Annotated in this window: 5 protein-coding genes; all 5 read right to left on the minus strand. The window is 66.5% G+C overall.

Annotated elements, in window-relative coordinates:
- Positions 1–303 precede the first annotated feature (303 nt).
- Positions 304–2,904 (minus strand): beta-mannosidase, encoded by a 2,601-nt coding sequence (locus ACTOWK_RS18605; RefSeq protein ID WP_441331586.1) that lies wholly within the window; start codon positions 2,902–2,904, stop codon positions 304–306.
- Between the two features lie 389 nt (positions 2,905–3,293).
- Positions 3,294–6,197 carry a TonB-dependent receptor plug domain-containing protein gene (locus ACTOWK_RS18610; protein ID WP_441331578.1) on the minus strand — a complete coding sequence of 968 codons (2,904 nt, stop codon included), beginning with the start codon at positions 6,195–6,197 and terminating at the stop codon, positions 3,294–3,296.
- Positions 6,198–6,369: 172 nt separating this feature from the next.
- Positions 6,370–8,793, minus strand: coding sequence for a family 20 glycosylhydrolase (locus ACTOWK_RS18615; RefSeq protein ID WP_441331579.1), 2,424 nt, complete (start codon positions 8,791–8,793; stop codon positions 6,370–6,372).
- 300 nt (positions 8,794–9,093) lie between these two features.
- The gene (locus ACTOWK_RS18620) at positions 9,094–11,484 is read right to left on the minus strand and encodes a GH92 family glycosyl hydrolase (RefSeq protein ID WP_441331587.1); all 2,391 of its coding nucleotides are present in this window, start codon (positions 11,482–11,484) and stop codon (positions 9,094–9,096) included.
- A 177-nt stretch (positions 11,485–11,661) separates the two neighbouring features.
- Positions 11,662–14,562: a TonB-dependent receptor plug domain-containing protein gene (locus tag ACTOWK_RS18625; protein WP_441331580.1), complete on the minus strand. Its 2,901-nt coding sequence runs from the start codon at positions 14,560–14,562 to the stop codon at positions 11,662–11,664.
- Positions 14,563–15,357 lie beyond the last annotated feature (795 nt).

Raw genomic sequence — 15,357 nt, forward strand, 5'->3', positions numbered from 1 at the left:
GACGGGCTTGTTGCGGGAGCCTTAGAGCAAATCCCCCCTGCCCCCTATCCAAAGGGGGGAACAGCCAGCATTACCGAAGCTGGAGAACCTGGATCTAGTGCCGCCCACAGCTGCTGCCCGAATCTCGAGTCCCGAGTCCCAAATCTCGAATCCCAAATCCCAAATCCCGAGTCCCGAACACGTGAATCATCGCCCCCTTTGGAAAAGGGGGCGAGCGCCCGGCGACAGCCGATCAAACCCGATCACTGCAGCGCGGGGGATTTGCTCTCGACAGCGAAACCCGGAAACGAAGTCCCTAGTCCGTCAAGGCCGATACAACGAGCGCAGGCTCAAGGCGCGCTGCAGGCTGTCCAGGCCGGCCTTCGACTTCAGCGCGATCTCCACGCTCTCGCCCGGCAACAAGGTCAGGGCGTTGTCGGCCAGCTCGACGTCGTGGTCGCCGAAGTCGATCCAGACCGCGCGCGCCAGTTTGCTCGCCTTCAATTGCAGACGGTAGCCGTCGCCATCGCGGCGCAATTCGCCGCGCAGCTCGGGGTCCTGCCAGGCCAGGCGCCTGGATTCGCCGAAGTACACCGCACGCCGCGACACCGTCTTGCCGTCGACGATCAAGTCGAACACCGCCGCGGTGCGCAAGGGGTCGGCATCGCCGAGCAGCTCGGCGTCGCTCCAGACGCCGGCTGCGGTCGAGGCCAAGGCCGCCAGGGTCGCCGGCTTGCGCTCGTCGCGATGGACGCGGCCGTCGAAATCCATGACCCGCAGGCGCCACTCGCCCTGCAGCGGCGTGGTGCGATCCGACAGCAGACTCAGCTCGGTGCGTCCACTGCCGGGCCGGCGCAGGGGCGCAACGGCGACATCGGCGAAGAAGCGCTTGGCGTGGAAATGCAACGGCTTCCAGCGCCCGTAGTAGTCCAGGCTCGACCACGACGCGCCCGGCCAGACGTCGTTCAACTGCCAGTACAGCGAACCCATCGTGCGCGGACGCGAGGCGCGGTGATGCAGGGCCGCCAACTCGATGCCCTCGGCCTGGACTTGCTGGCTCAGGTAGACGAAATCGGCGAAGTCGCGCGGCTCGCCGTATTCGCGGCGGATGTACAGCAGCAGCCGCGAGTTGCCGTCGCCGGCGAGGAACTTCTGGTGCGCGCGGATCACCGGCGCGTTGATGCCCTGCTCTTCGGGCCGGGCGAAACTGGCGATGGTGCGCAGCGACGGCCAACCCTGCAGGCCGTACTCGGACATGAAGCGCGGGGTCTCGTCGAGGTAGGCCGTCGCCGGCAAGGCCGGGCCGCCCCATACGTCCCAGTAGTGCTTGTCGCCGTTGTCGGAATCGTTGGCCTTGTCGGCCAGGTCGTTGCTCGGCGAACTCGACCAGTACGGCACGCCGGCGCCTTCTTCGGCAACGACCTGGCGCAGATCCGTGCCGAACAAGGCCACATAGCCTTCCCACACCGTCTGCGCGAACTTCGGATCGGCGGCCGCCAGCTTGGTCCGATGGCCCCAGTCCTTCCACGCGGTTTCTTCTTCGTTGTTGCCGCACCACAGCACGATGCTCGGGTGGTTGCGCAGGCGGCGCACGTTGTCGCGCGCTTCCGCGACGACGTTGGCGCGGAAAGCCGGATCGAAGCCCGGCGGCATGCCGCCGCCGAACATGAAGTCCTGCCAGACCATCAGCCCGAGTTCGTCGGCCAGCTCGAAGAAGTCGTCGGATTCGTAATAACCGCCGCCCCAGTTGCGCAGCATGTTCATGTTGGCGTCGCGCGCGGATTGCAGGTCGCGGCGCAGGCGCTCGCGGGTCACCCGTGCCGGGAAGGCGTCGAACGGGATCGCGTTGGCGCCCTTGGCGAACACCGGGATACCGTTGACGACGAAGGCGAAGCCCTGGCCGCCGGCATCGCGCTCGCGGCGCAGCTCGATGCTGCGCAGGCCGGTGCGACGCTGGCCGACCGCCTGCACGCCCTCGGCGTCGCGCACCCGCGCCTTGAAGGTGTACAAGGCCTGCTCGCCGTAACCGACCGGGTACCACAGGCGCGGCTGGGCGATCGTCAGCGGCACCGACACGGTGTTGCGGCCGCTGCGCAGTTCGGTCTCATGCTTCAGGGTCTTGCCCTCGCCGTCGGGGCCGGCGTAGTCGATCTCGACCGTGGCCGCTCCGGCGCGGTCGCTGTCGATCTCCAGCTCGACCGTGGCCTCGGCCGCTTCCCGCGCGATGCGGCGTGGCTGCACGTGCAAGTCGGCCAGGCGCAGGCGGTCCCAGCTTTCCAGCCGCACCGCGCGCCAGATGCCGGCGCTGACGTAGCGCGGGCCCCAATCCCAGCCGTAGTGATAACCGGGCTTGCGCACGAAGTTCGCGGTCATCGCGTCGCGCGGCTCGTCGCCGTACGGCGACGGGTAATTGCCGGCGATCTTGTGCGGCATCGCCTGCACCTGCGGCAGCAGGCGGCGGATCGGCGAATCGAACACCACCCGCAGTTCGTTGCCGCGCTCGCGCAACTGCGCCCAAGTCGGCACGCGCCAGGTGCGGAAACTGTTGTCGGCCTTGAGCAGTTCGACGCCGTTGAGCTGCACGGTCGCGAACGTATCCAGGCCCTCGAACACCAACTCGACGTGCGCGCGCGCCAGGGTGACGCGGTCGACGTCGAAACTCGTGCGGTATTCCCACTGCGCCAGGCCGATCCATTGCAGGCTGCGCTCGCGCGCGCCGACGTAGGGGTCGGCGATCAGGCCGGCGGCGAACAGGTCGGTATGCACATGCCCCGGCACCTGCGCCTTGCGCCAATCGGTGGCGGCGGCATGCGCGGCGGCTTCGGGATCGCCCGGCATCAGCCGGAACTGCCAATCGCCGTGCAGGGGCTGCGAGCTCGCTTCGGCCGCCCGGGCCCAATCCGCGCTCAGGGCCGCGGCCAGCATCAGGCCGATCGCGGCGGCCGTGCGCAGTGCCGAAACGAAGGTGTTCTTGGACCGAAGTGTCGCCATGCTTGCCCCGAGGGAGTCGCTTGCCGTGGTTGCGCGGCCGCTTGCGGCGGCCGGCCATGAGTCATCGCCAGATCGTGGCCGAGGCCTCGGAAAAACGGGGGCGCCTATCCAGGCGCCCCCTGCCCGAGAATCGGGAAAAAACCCTGCGTCCCGCCTGGAGAGCGCGGAATCGCCGGGCCACCACCGCTTACTGGAGAGCGTTTGCCGCGGCCGGTCGCGAACGACCGGCCGCTCGTACGTGCGTTACTTCGCTCAGAGCTTGCCTCAATCGAGCCGGCCTCAATCGAGCCGGCCTCAATCGAACCTGCCTCAATCGACCTGCCTCAATCGAATTTGTAAACGAACTCGGCCGAGATTTCGCGGCCGACCCGCGAGAACACGCGTTCGTTGGCATAGATGAAGAACATCTTGTACGGGTCCTTGTACTCGGCCTCGTCGAGCAGGTTGTCGATATACAGGTTGATCCGGGCCTGTTCGGTCAACTGGTAGCCGGCGGTCAGGTTGAAGTAGACCGGCGCCTTCAGCTTGCCGACCATCCGGCATTCGGTCGAGGTCTGGCCCGGCATGACCGGCGCGCAGCGGTTGTAGTTGTCGCCGTTGGTATGGCCGATGCGATTGGCGAACAGGGTGGCGTTCCAAGGACCGCGCGACCAGCTGGCGCTGGCGCGGGCGAAGGTACGCACATCGTTGTCGCGGTTTTCCTGCATCGGCGCGCCCGGGTCGCGCTGCTCGTTGTTCTTCAACTGGTTGGTGTAATTCAGCGCGAAGCTGAAATCGCCCCAGGCCGTCGCCGGCAGCTTGTAGCGGGCCGACACGTCGACGCCCGCGACTTCGCGGTAGGCGATGTTGATCGGGCCGCTGCGCACCGAGGTCACCTGGCCCAGCGGGTAGTTGGGGTCGGCGACGCCGAAGGCGTTGGTGCCCGGGCTGCTGCGAGTCACCCGCGAGAGGATGTTCGAACAGGTCGACGAGCCCGGCGTGACCTGCATCCGGTCCGAGGACCTGCGCGGAACGCCGTTGATGCACTGGCTTTCCAGGTCGAGGATGTCGGCGATGTCGAAATCGCGGACCTGGTTGTCGATGGTCATGCGCCAGTAGTCGGCACTGAACGACAGGTTGTCGGTCGCATCCCAGACCAGGCCGGCGCTCCACGACTTGCCGGTCTCGCTGTCGAGCTTGAGGTTGCCGGTGCGGCTGGTGGCGTGACGGTAATACACCGACGCCGAGCCGCAGTTCGGGCCCTGGTTGCGCTTGATGCACGAAGCGACGTCGGCGCTTTCCTGGGTGCCCGTGCCGCTGGTGGCGAACAGGTAATGCATGTCCGGCGCGCGGAAGGTGGTGTTGTAGGCGCCGCGCAGCAGCAGGCTGTCGATCGGGCGCCATTCCAGGCCCGCGTTCCAGGTGAAGTTGCCTTCCTTGCGGCTGTCGTCGTCGTAACGGTCGAAGCGGCCGGCCGTGGTCAGGTCCAGCGATGCCAGCAGCGGGAACTTGAACTCGACGCCCGCCGCGTAGCGCTTGCGGTCGCCGCCGCCCTGGTTGGTGCCGCCGGGTTGGTCGTACTGCTTGTTGGGGCCGAAGGTCAGCGGATCGGGGCTCAGGCGATAGCCTTGCGAACCCGCTTCCAGCACCGCGGCGAAACCGACCGGGCCGGCCGGCAGATCGAACAGATCGCCGTTGACCGCGAACTGGGCCTGGTTCATCCACGACTTGGCGCTGGAGTGGCCGTGGGTGGTCAACCTTTGGAAGGTCGCCATGTCCATCGGGTTCCAGAACCGGCTCTGGTTCAACTGATAGGCCGGCAAGCCGCCGTTCGTGCCCAGCTGAGGCCCGAGGAAATACTCGTCGACCGCGCTCTGCACCACCGAGGGGAAGCTGAAGTCGACCTTGTACTCGGTGCGGCCGATGGTGGCGTCCCAGTTGAGTTTCTCGCCGAAGCTGCCGCGCAGACCGCCGGCGAGGTCCCAGGAGCGTTCGTTGGTATAGAACAGGAACGGATCGCGGCCGCCGGCCTCGGGCACGGTGAAAGCGCGACGCGCCTGGTAGCTGCGGCCGGTGCCCTGATCGTAGAAGGCCCCGCCGCGATTCAACTCGAAGCGCAGTGCCTCGTCCTGGCGCGATTCGCCTTCGCTGTCCCACAACGACGCACTGACCCAGGCCTGCATGCCGTTGTCGAAGTCGTAGCTGAAGTTGCCGAAGGCCGAGACGTTGTTGGAACCGTTGCGCAGGCTCCACAAGGCGTTGCCCTTGCTCTGGGTGCAGCTGTAGCCGGGGAACTCGGGCGCGTTGCCCTCGTTGCCGATGAAGTTATGCAGCGGCAGGTCCTGGAAGCGGTCGCAAGCGCCGGTCGGCGGCGTGACGCGCCGCTTGCTGGCGCTGTCGATCAGTTCCACGCCCCAGACCCAGGGCCAGGGGTCGTTGACCAAGGGCTTGACCGTGTTGGCCGGCTCGAGGTCGGAATCGACGAACTCGCGGTCGCCGGCGAACAAGGTCTCGCGGCCGCTCCACTGCACGCCGTAGGTCGCGCTCCACTTGTCGCCGGTGCGGCCGCCGGTCCACGACAGGTCGAAGGAATCGCCGCCGCCGCGGCTGGTGGTGCCGCCCTTGATGCGCACTTCGTCGCCGTTGAAGTTCTTCTTCATGATGACGTTGATCACGCCGGCCATGGCGTCGGAGCCGTAGATCGCCGAGCCGCCGCTGGCCAACACTTCGATGCGCTCGACCGCGGCCATGGGGATGTTGTTGAAATTGGCGAAGTTGCCGCGGCCCTCATAGGGCAGCGGGTAATCGGCGACGCGGCGGCCGTCGATCAGCAGCAGGGTGCGGCCCGGCCCGAGGTTGCGCATGTTGAGCGGGCTGGCGTTCGGCGTCGGGCCCTTGTTGACGTCGGCCTGGACCGAGCCGGTGACCTCGGTCAGGGTGCTCAGCGCCTCGTACACGGTCGAGAAGCCTTCGCGCTTGATCTGGTCGGCGCTGATCACCGTGACCGGCGCCGGGCCTTCGATTTCCGCGCGCTTGATGCGCGAACCGGTGACGGTGATCTTGTCGATCGCCTTGACCTCGCCGGCCGCCGTTGCCGCCTCCGCGCTCGCTTCCTGCGCGGCCGCGGCGAACGGCAGATACAAGGCGGCGAGCATCGCCGCGGTCAAGACGTTCCTGTGTGCGCGGTGGCGCTCGGCCGAAGTACGGCTCGGATGCTGGCGCTCGTTGCGGTGCTGATTGTGGTTCACCTGCTACCCCTCCCAATCGCGGCCGAACCCTCGGCCAAGGTTGCGTTCGTGCTGTATGCAGCGTTTTTTTGTGGCGTTTTTGTGGCGTTGTTTATTTGGATCGATCTAAAACTCAAGCAAAAAAATCCACCCGCACATCGTCGAACGTCCGCTGCGAACGGCGCGGCGCGCATCAATGCACCGCCCCCTTCGCATCGAGATCCTGCAGCGCCTGGTCCGGCGCCGCCCAACGCAGACGCAGGCTCTGCCCGCCTCCGCGCTGGTACCAAGCCAGGCGCAGGCGATGCCAGCCGCGCCGCAGCGGCAGCGAGCCCTGCAGCGTCTGGTCGTAGCTGTCGTTGCGGATCACCCGCTCGCCGTCGACGTACAAGGCCGAACGATCGTCGCCCTGCAGAGCGAAACGATAGACGCCGTCGGCCGGCACTTCGATCAGGCCTTCGTACTGCAGGCCGTAGCGGCTTTGCCGCGCATACGGCGCCAGATCCAGCGAGGTCGCCACGCCCTGCTCGACCGGCCCGGTCGCGGCCTCGAATTCGTCGAGGGTGGAGAACTGGCCTTCGTACAGGCGATAGCTCAAGCCCGCGCTCTTGCGCTTGGGCGGCGCGACCGCCGCGCGATAGCTGCGGTACTGCACCTGGGCGCTGTGTACGCCGCTGCGGCGGCCGTTGCCGAGCACGGTGACGGTGCGCAAGCTGCGCACCTGGTCGAGCGGCACGCGCAGTTCGATCGGGCCTGCGTACACCGGCGAGGCATCGGTCGGCTCGCTGCCGTCGACGGTGTAGTGGATGGTGGCTCCCTGCACCGATGCGGTCAGCTCGAACACCTGCGCGAATTCGTCGGGCGCGTCCCTGCCCTGCACCTGCATCACGTCGACGAGCCCGGCCGGCGCCGAGATGCGGTAGCCGACCTGTGCACGGTCCAGGTGCGGGAACTGACCGCGCAGGCGCTGTTGGAAGTCGGCGAAATCGCGGTCGCTCTGCGGCGTCCAGGCGACTTCGGCCAGGGCGAGCAAGCGCGGGAACACCATGTACTCGACCATCGCCTCGGTCTTGAGGTACTCGGTCCAGACATTGCCCTGCACGCCCAGCACGTGCCTGGCCTGCGCGGCGTCGAGCTCCTTCGGCACCGGGTCGTAGCCGTAGACCTTGTCCAGGCTGAGTTCGCCGCCGAGGTTCCACTGTTCGTGGCGCGCCGGGCCCTGGCCATAGTCGAAATAGCAGCACTGGGTCGGGGTCATGATGACGTCGTGGCCCTGGCGCGCCGCGGCGATGCCGCCGGCTTCGCCGCGCCAGGACATCACCGTCGCGTCGGGCGCCAGGCCGCCTTCGAGAATCTCGTCCCAGCCGATGATGCGCTTGCCGCGCGAATGCAGGAACTTCTCCATGCGCTGGATGAAATAACTCTGCAGCTCGTGTTCGTCCTTCAGGCCTTCGCGGCGGATCACCGCCTGGGCGACCTCGCTGCTCTGCCAGCGCGTCTTCGGCGCTTCGTCGCCGCCGATGTGCAGGTAAGGCGCCGGGAACAGCGCCACCACTTCGTCGAGCACGTTCTCCAGGAACTTGAAGGTTTCTTCCTTCGGGCAGTAGATGTCGTCGTACACCCCCCAGTTGCTGCCGACCTCGAACGGCCCCGGCGTGCAGGCCAGTTCCGGATACGCGGCCAGCGCGGCCAACGAGTGGCCCGGCATTTCGATTTCCGGGATCACCGTGATATGGCGGGCCTTGGCGTAGGCCACCACCTCGCGCACTTCGTCCTGGGTATAGAAGCCGCCGTAGGGCTTACCGTCGCCGACATAGGGATCGATGTTGCGGCCGAGCACGGTTTCCTTGCGCTGCGCACCGATCTTGGTCAGTTTCGGATAACGTTTGATCTCGATGCGCCAGCCCTGGTCTTCGGTCAGGTGCCAGTGGAAGGTGTTGAGCTTGTACTGCGCCATCAGGTCGAGATAGCGCTTGACGAAGGCGACCGGGAACATATGCCGGCCGACGTCGAGGTGCATGCCGCGATAAACGAAACGCGGCTGGTCCTCGATGCTCAACACCGGCAAGCGCAACGCTTGCGCGCTGCGCGCTGCCGGCAACAACTGGCGCAGCGATTGGTAGCCGTAGAACAAGCCCGCGGGCGGACCGGACAGACGGATGCCGCGCGCGGTGATCTCCAGGGTATAGCGTTCTTTCGAGCGCGCATCGGCGTGGGCGGCGACCGGCTCGGCGACCAGTTGCACATAACGGCTGGGGTCGGCCTCGCCCTTGTGCGTGCGCGGCGCGCCGCTGCGCAGCGGCAGGGTCAAGCCCTGGGTCGCGGTCAGTTCATCGCGCAGCAACTGGGCGACCGCGCGCGCTTCGGCGTTGTTGGCGTAGAGCGTGGTCGTATCGTCGAGCACGAACTCGCCGTCGCCGCGCCGCAGCTTCGCCGGCAGCGGCACCAGTTCGGGCGCGGCCAGCGCCGTACCGGCTTGGGCGGTGGGCTTGTTCGCGGCGGCCAGCGGAACCTCGTCCGCGTGCGCCAGCGGCGCGAGGCCGATCGCCGCGCCGACCAGGCTCAGCATCGCCACGCGCAGTTTCGAACGTCCCATCTTCGCCAATGCGTCTTTCATCGAATCGGTTTCCTCGGACTGCTTCGAATCGCCTGCCGCTTTGAGTTCCGTGGTCCCTGCGAAATGGGCGGACTCCGGGGCCATGCCGCTCTGAGTTTCGTCATCCCCGCGCAGGCGGGGATCCAGAGACCTCAGACCTATAACGCAGTGAAGCCCTGGACCCCCGCCTTCGCGGGGATGACGGTCTGGAAGAAGACGAACCCAGACCGGACTTCACTGCCATCACCTCATTGCCTCAACCTCATTGCCTCAACTTCAGCGCCATGAGTTCAGCGCCATGATTTCGGCGCATCGAACCCATCACTTCGGCGAGGCGCAGGCCGATTTCGGCAGCGCTTCCGCCTGGGTACCCCAGCCGCTCACCGGCGGCGTCTTGTCGAGTGCGAACCGCAAAGTGCCGCCGTTGCGCAACTTCGCCCAATCCAGCCAGACCTGGTCCTGCGGCTTGCCGTCGAAGCTGGCCGAGTGCACGTACTGCAGGCCGCGGCCGTCCGCACCGGGCGCTTCGATGGTCAGGGTCTTGCCCTGACCCAGGTCGAGTTCGACCTTCTCGAAGCGCGGCGTGTGCAGCAGCAGTTCGCCGGTGCCCGGCACCGCCGGGTACAGGCCGATCGCGCTGAACAGATACCAGGCCGACATCGTGCCGAGGTCGTCGTTGCCGGTCACGCCATTAGGCGCGTTGGTGAACAAGGCCTGCGCCGAGCGCAGCACCGCGGTGGTCTTCCACGGCTGGCCGATCAGCGTGTACATCCACGGGCTGTGCAGATCGGGCTCGTTGTTCGGGTTGTAACGGTATTGGTTGTAGTAGCTGTACGGCCCGACCACCCACTGCTTGCGCGCCGCATTGAGCGGATCGGTGACGAGTTGCTCGTAGGCGAAGAACGCATCCAGGCGCTTGCCGGTCTGCTCGCTGCCGCCCATCGCAGCGACCAGGCCGGGCATGTCCTGCTGCACCAGCCACTGGTACTGCCAGGCCGTGCCTTCGTGGAAGCCGTGGTGCGAACGCGGGCTGTAGCCGCCGTCGGCCTCGACATAGAACTTGCCGTCGTCCAGGCGCGGACGCGGGAAGCCGCGGAAACCCAGTTCCGGATCGGCCGCCCCGGCATCCCAGACCTTGCGCCAGTTGCGGCCGCGCTCGCGCAAGGTCGCCGCGTCGGCGCCCTGGCCCAGCGCGTCGGCCATCTGCGACAGCGAGCAATCGGCCAAGGCGTATTCCAGGGTCGAGGAACCGCCGTGGTGCGGGTCGACGTCCATGCTCTTGGCCGGGAACGCACGGTCGTACTGGACGAAGCCGCGTTCGAGGTAGCTCGGATTGCCGGCGCGGCCGTTGCTGCGCACCAACGCCGGCGGCGTGCCGTAAGCGTTCTCGCGCAGGGCCTTGTAGGCCTGTTGCTCGCGCCCTTCGAGCGCGCCGAACCGCCACAGGTCGACCATGAACGGCGTCGCCGGGTCGCCGGTCATGACGTTGCTGTCGTAGTTGGCGTAGCCCCAGCGCGGCAGCCAGCCGTTCTGCTCGTGGATCTTGAGCATCGAGTTGGCGATGTCGCGCGCCCGCTGCGGACGCAGCATGGCCAGCAACTGGTTCTGCGAGCGATAGGTGTCCCACAACGAAAAGTACTCGTAGTAGGTCCAGCCTTCGGCCTTGTGGATTTCGGTGTCGTAACCGCGGTAGCGGCCATCGCTGTCGCTGCCGGTCAGCGGCTGCAGCAGCGAGTGGTACAGCGCGGTGTAGAACACCACGCGGTCGTCGGCGCTGCCGCCGCCGACCCGTACCGACTCCAGTTCCTTGCGCCAGCCGTCCTGCGCCTGCTTGCGCATCGCATCGAAGCTCAGCGCCTTGCCGTTCTTCATGCCTTCGTCGCGCAGGTTGCGGCGCGCGCCTTCGGCATCGACATGCGAGATCGCGCTGATCGCGCTGACCGCTCGGCCGTTCTTGGTGTCGAAGGTGAACCAGGCACCGTGCGGGCGGGTGTCGCCCTGCATGCTGGCGCGGCCGCCGGGGTGGCCGCCGGTTTCGTCCCAAGTGCCGAAACTCGCGAAGGGACGGTCGAACTCCATGCGGTACCAGGTCGTGTACTGCTGGCCACCGCAGAAACTCTTGGTGACGATCTTGCCTTCGACGACGCGATCGCCGATTACCTGGACGCTGCTGCCGACGACGAGATGGCGTTCGTTGGCCTGCCCGGTATTGACCAGGATCGTGCCTTGCCTGGCCCCGGCCGGGAAGGTGTAGCGCTCGGCCGCAGCGCGCGTCAGCGCGGTCGCTTCGGCCTCGATGTCGCCGCCGGCTTCGCCGGTCAGGCGCACCTTGTAATAACCGGCCTGGCCGACTTCGCCGTCGTGGGTATAGGCCGAGGCGTAGGCCTTCTGGTCGAAGGACTTGAATTCCTTGGTATCGAAACGCTTGCCCGGGCCGATTTCGCCGGTGGTCGGCAACACCGACAGCTGACCGCCCTGCTCCCAGCAGCCTGCGCCGGAGATGAAGGAGTGGCCGAAGCCGCGGATCTTCGGATCGTCGTAGCGCCATCCGCTGTAGTGATCGCCGATCGGGCTGATCTGGACCAGACCGAACGGTGCGCTCGCGCCCGGAAAGGTGTTGCCGTCGTCTTTGCTGCCGATGAAGGTGTTGACCTCGCTCACCGGATCGCGGCTCGGCGTGGCGGCATTGGCATTGGCATTGGCATTCGACACGCCCGCCAGCGCCAGGGTCAGTGCCGCGGCGATCGGCCAGGCCTTGCCGTCGAAAACCGAAACCAAACCGCGCCTGCGCCGTACCGGATTGCGAGTCATCGTTGCCTTGCCCTGCCTGTGGTGTGGGAGATGCCGTTGCGGCGGCGCGGCTGCGCCGCCGCAACGGGTTGGCCTGCCTTAGTTGAAGTCCAGCACGTACTCGATGGCGACCTCGCGGCCGACCGGGCTGAAGATGCGGTCGGCGATGAAGGCGAAGTCCTTCTTGTACGGGTCCTTGTCTTCGTTGACTTCGTCGAAGATGTTGCTGACGTAGAAGTTGACCTTGGCCTTTTCGGTGATCTGGTAACCGGCGCTCAGGTTCCAGGTGATCGCCGGTCCGACGCGGCCGTAGTACTTCTTGGTGGCCTGGCCGTAGGTCGGGCTGGCCGAGTCGTTGTCGACGCAGTTGTCGGAGTTGGGCACGTAGCCGTCGGAGAACGGCAGGCAGCCGTTGAAGCGCACGCTCGGCACGCTGCCGACGCGGTCGGCATAGACGGTCGCGTTCCACTTCTCGCGCTGCCAGTTGACGCTGCCGCGGAACTTGCTGCGCGGCTCGTCGTTGCGCTTGTCCTGCATCTCTTCGCTGGCGTCGGTGCGGGTTTCGAGCTTGAGCAGGTTGGTGTAGTTCAGGCCCAGGCTGAAATCGCCCCAACGTTCGGTGGTGAAGCGGTACTTCAGCGAAGCGTCCACGCCTTCGACGTTGCGCGCGGCGCGGTTGACCGGGCCGGTGCGGATGTCGGTGACCTGGCCGAGCAGCGGGCCGGCGCCATCCGGATCGGCGGCGCGGGTGACGCGGCCGATCTGCAGCTTGCAGCGGTCCGCGCTCGGTGCGCTGACGCGCGGCTCGCCGGTCGGGGTCTTGCCGGTCAGGCAGTAGGCCTCGTCGAGCAGCACGTCGTTGGCGCCGACGTCGTCGATTTCGTCTTCCAGTTCGATGCGCCAGTAGTCGGTCGACACCGACAGGCCGTCGGTGATGTCCCAGACGAAACCGGCGGTCCAGGAATTACCGGTTTCGTAGTTCAGGTTCGGCGTGCCCTGGCGCGCGATGTTCGCGTCCTCGACCTTGAAGCCGGCGTCCCAGGTGCAATTGCCTTGCTGGCCCGCGCGCAGGCAGTTCAGGTAATCGGTCTGGTCGGCGACCGAGGTGCTCGGCGTGGCGTAGACGAAATGCATGTCCGGCGCACGGAAGCTGGTCGCATAGGTGCCGCGCACCAACAGGTTGCTGAAGGGGCGCCATTCCAGGCCGGCGTTGTAGGTCGAAGCGGCGTCGCCGGACACGGCGTCGTACTTGTCGTAGCGGCCGGCCACCGATGCGGTCAGCGATTCCAGCAGCGGAATCTTGAACTCCACGCCGGCGGCGTAGTGGTTGCGCGTGCCCGAACCGAGGTCGAGATTGGCGGTCTGGTCGTACTTGCGGTTGTCGCCGAGCGTGTTCGGGTCCGGTGCCAGGCTATAGCCCTGCTTGGCCGCTTCGAGCTGGGCGGCGAAACCGATCGGGCCGGCCCAACCTTCGAACAGGTCGCCGCTGACGATGAAGTTGGCCGAGGTCAGCCAGGACTCGGCGCGGTTCTTGCCGCGGGTGGTGATCGAGGCGTAATCCTGCGGCGAAATCGGGTTCCACAAGCGGTTGGTATCGACGCGGTCGCGGTTGGCGCCGAGGAAGTAACGGTCGGCCTCGGCCAGCAGCACGGTCGGGAACTTCTCGTCGACGGTGTATTCGGCGCGACCGATGCTGAAGTCCCAGTCGAAGCGATCGCCGAACTGGCCGCGCAGGCCGGCCGACAGATCCCAGGACAACTCGTCGGAACGGGTGTAGCCGCTCTTGGCGCCGCCGATTTCCTGCGGGGTGAAATAGCGCACCAGATCCAGATTCGCGCCGACGCCCTGGTCGAAATAGGCGCCGTTCGAACTCCAGGCCGGCATGAAGGTCATGTTGGTGCCGCGCGAGCTCCACACGCCGGCGGTGACCCAGCCCTGCATGCCGTTGGCGAAGTCGTAATTGCCGTACAGATAGCCGGAACGGTCGTCGCTGCCGTTGCGCAGGGTCCAGTGCTGGAACACCGCGCTCTGGCCGCACTGCCAACCGGTGTCGCTGATGGTGTTGGCGTTGCGGTTGTAGGTGCGGCGGTTCTGCAGGAAGAACTCACCGTTGAACTGATCGCAAGCGCCCGGCGGCGGCGCCATGCGGCGGCCGGTGTCGGCGTTGAACATGCGGATGCCGACCGACGGCAGGATGCCGACCTTGCGGTCCTGCGGATTGAGCGAGGTGGCCGGCGCGTCGAAATCCGAGTCCATGAACGGACGCTCGCCCGCGGGCAGCGCTTCGCGGTGGAACCACTGCAGCGCGTAGGTCACGTTCCAGTTGTCGCCGCTGCGGCCGCCGGCCCAGGACAGGTCCATCGAATCGCGGCCGCCGCGGGTCGAGGTGCCGCCGCGGATCTTGACCTGATCGCCCTGGAATTCCTTCTTGAGGATCACGTTGATCACGCCGGCGACCGCGTCGGAGCCGTAGATCGCCGAGGCGCCGCTGGCGAGCACCTCGATGCGCTCGACGATCGCGGTCGGGATGTTGTTGAAGTTGGCGAAGTTGCTCTTGCCTTGGTACGGCAGCGGGTAGTCGACGACGCGACGGCCGTTGATCAGCAGCAGGCTGCGGCCCGGGCCCATGTTGCGCAGGTTGAGCGGACTGGCGTTGACCGTGTGCTGGCCCCAGGCGATGTCCGACTCGACCGTGCCCATGGCTTCGGTCAGCGTGGTCAGCGCGTCGTAGACGGTGTTGAAACCTTCCTTCTCGATCTGCGCGGCGGTGATCGTAAAGACCGGCGCCGGTCCTTCGATCTCGCTGCGCTTGATGCGCGAGCCGGTGACGGTGATCTTGTCGATTTCGGTTGGCTTGTTCGCCCGGCTGCTCTCGTCGGCGCCCGCGCCGGCCTGATCGGCCGGCGTCTCGGCGGACTGCGCCTGCGCCATGGCAGGCGCGAACAGGATCGACAGCAAAGCACCGGTCAGTGCGCTGCGTCGCAGGGTGGAATGGCTCATCTTCGCGGTGCTCCCCAAGAAAAAGTGGACTGCAATGGCGACCGCTCCCTGGTCTCAAACGGCTTTTCTCTCGATCTAAGTAAACTGCCTGGCGAGCCCCAAAAGACCGTCCCGGCATACCCAACCCCCAAATTGGATCGATCTAAATTAACCACAACCTGGGACCGCGTTGCATGACGCGGCGCAGCAATGAGGGTGTGCTAGGGAGCACGCGTATACAGTCAGGACCACGAGTCGGTCACCGATACGCCGGTAAGTGATTGTTTTGCCGAGTCTGGCAACAGCCGTGAAGGCCGGGACGCCTCGGCCTGCCCCGATCGATTTTTGAGTGGCGGCCTGCCGATGGCATCGCCGCCTGCGCACGCTGCGCGAACCGGGTCGGCCTGCTGGGTCGGCGTCCCTACCCCGGCCAGCGGTGCCCAGCTCTCCGGGTAGGAGCGGCGCAGGCCGCGACCGCGGAACGCGCAGAGGTAACAACGTCGATGTCGCCCATCGAAGCGGGGTGCTTTCGCCGGGGTAGGAGCGGCGCAAGCCGCGACCAAGGGACGCGCAGAGGCGGCGAGGCTGACGTCGCCCATCGAAGCGGGGTGCTTTCGCCAGGGGTAGGAGCGGCGCAAGCCGCGACCGCGGTGCCACGGTCTCGCGGCGTATCTATCAAGCAAGATCAGGATCAAACGCCAAAAGCTTCCGCCACTAAAGCGGCGGGTTACTTTCTTTTGTCTAAAGCAACAAAAGAAAGGTAAGGCGGAGTCAACATCCAAGTGCATCACCCCACCGCAAGCACGTCCTCAATAG

This window comes from Lysobacter sp. CA196, assembly GCF_052078695.1.
In the GTDB taxonomy this organism is placed as follows: Bacteria; Pseudomonadota; Gammaproteobacteria; order Xanthomonadales; family Xanthomonadaceae; genus Lysobacter.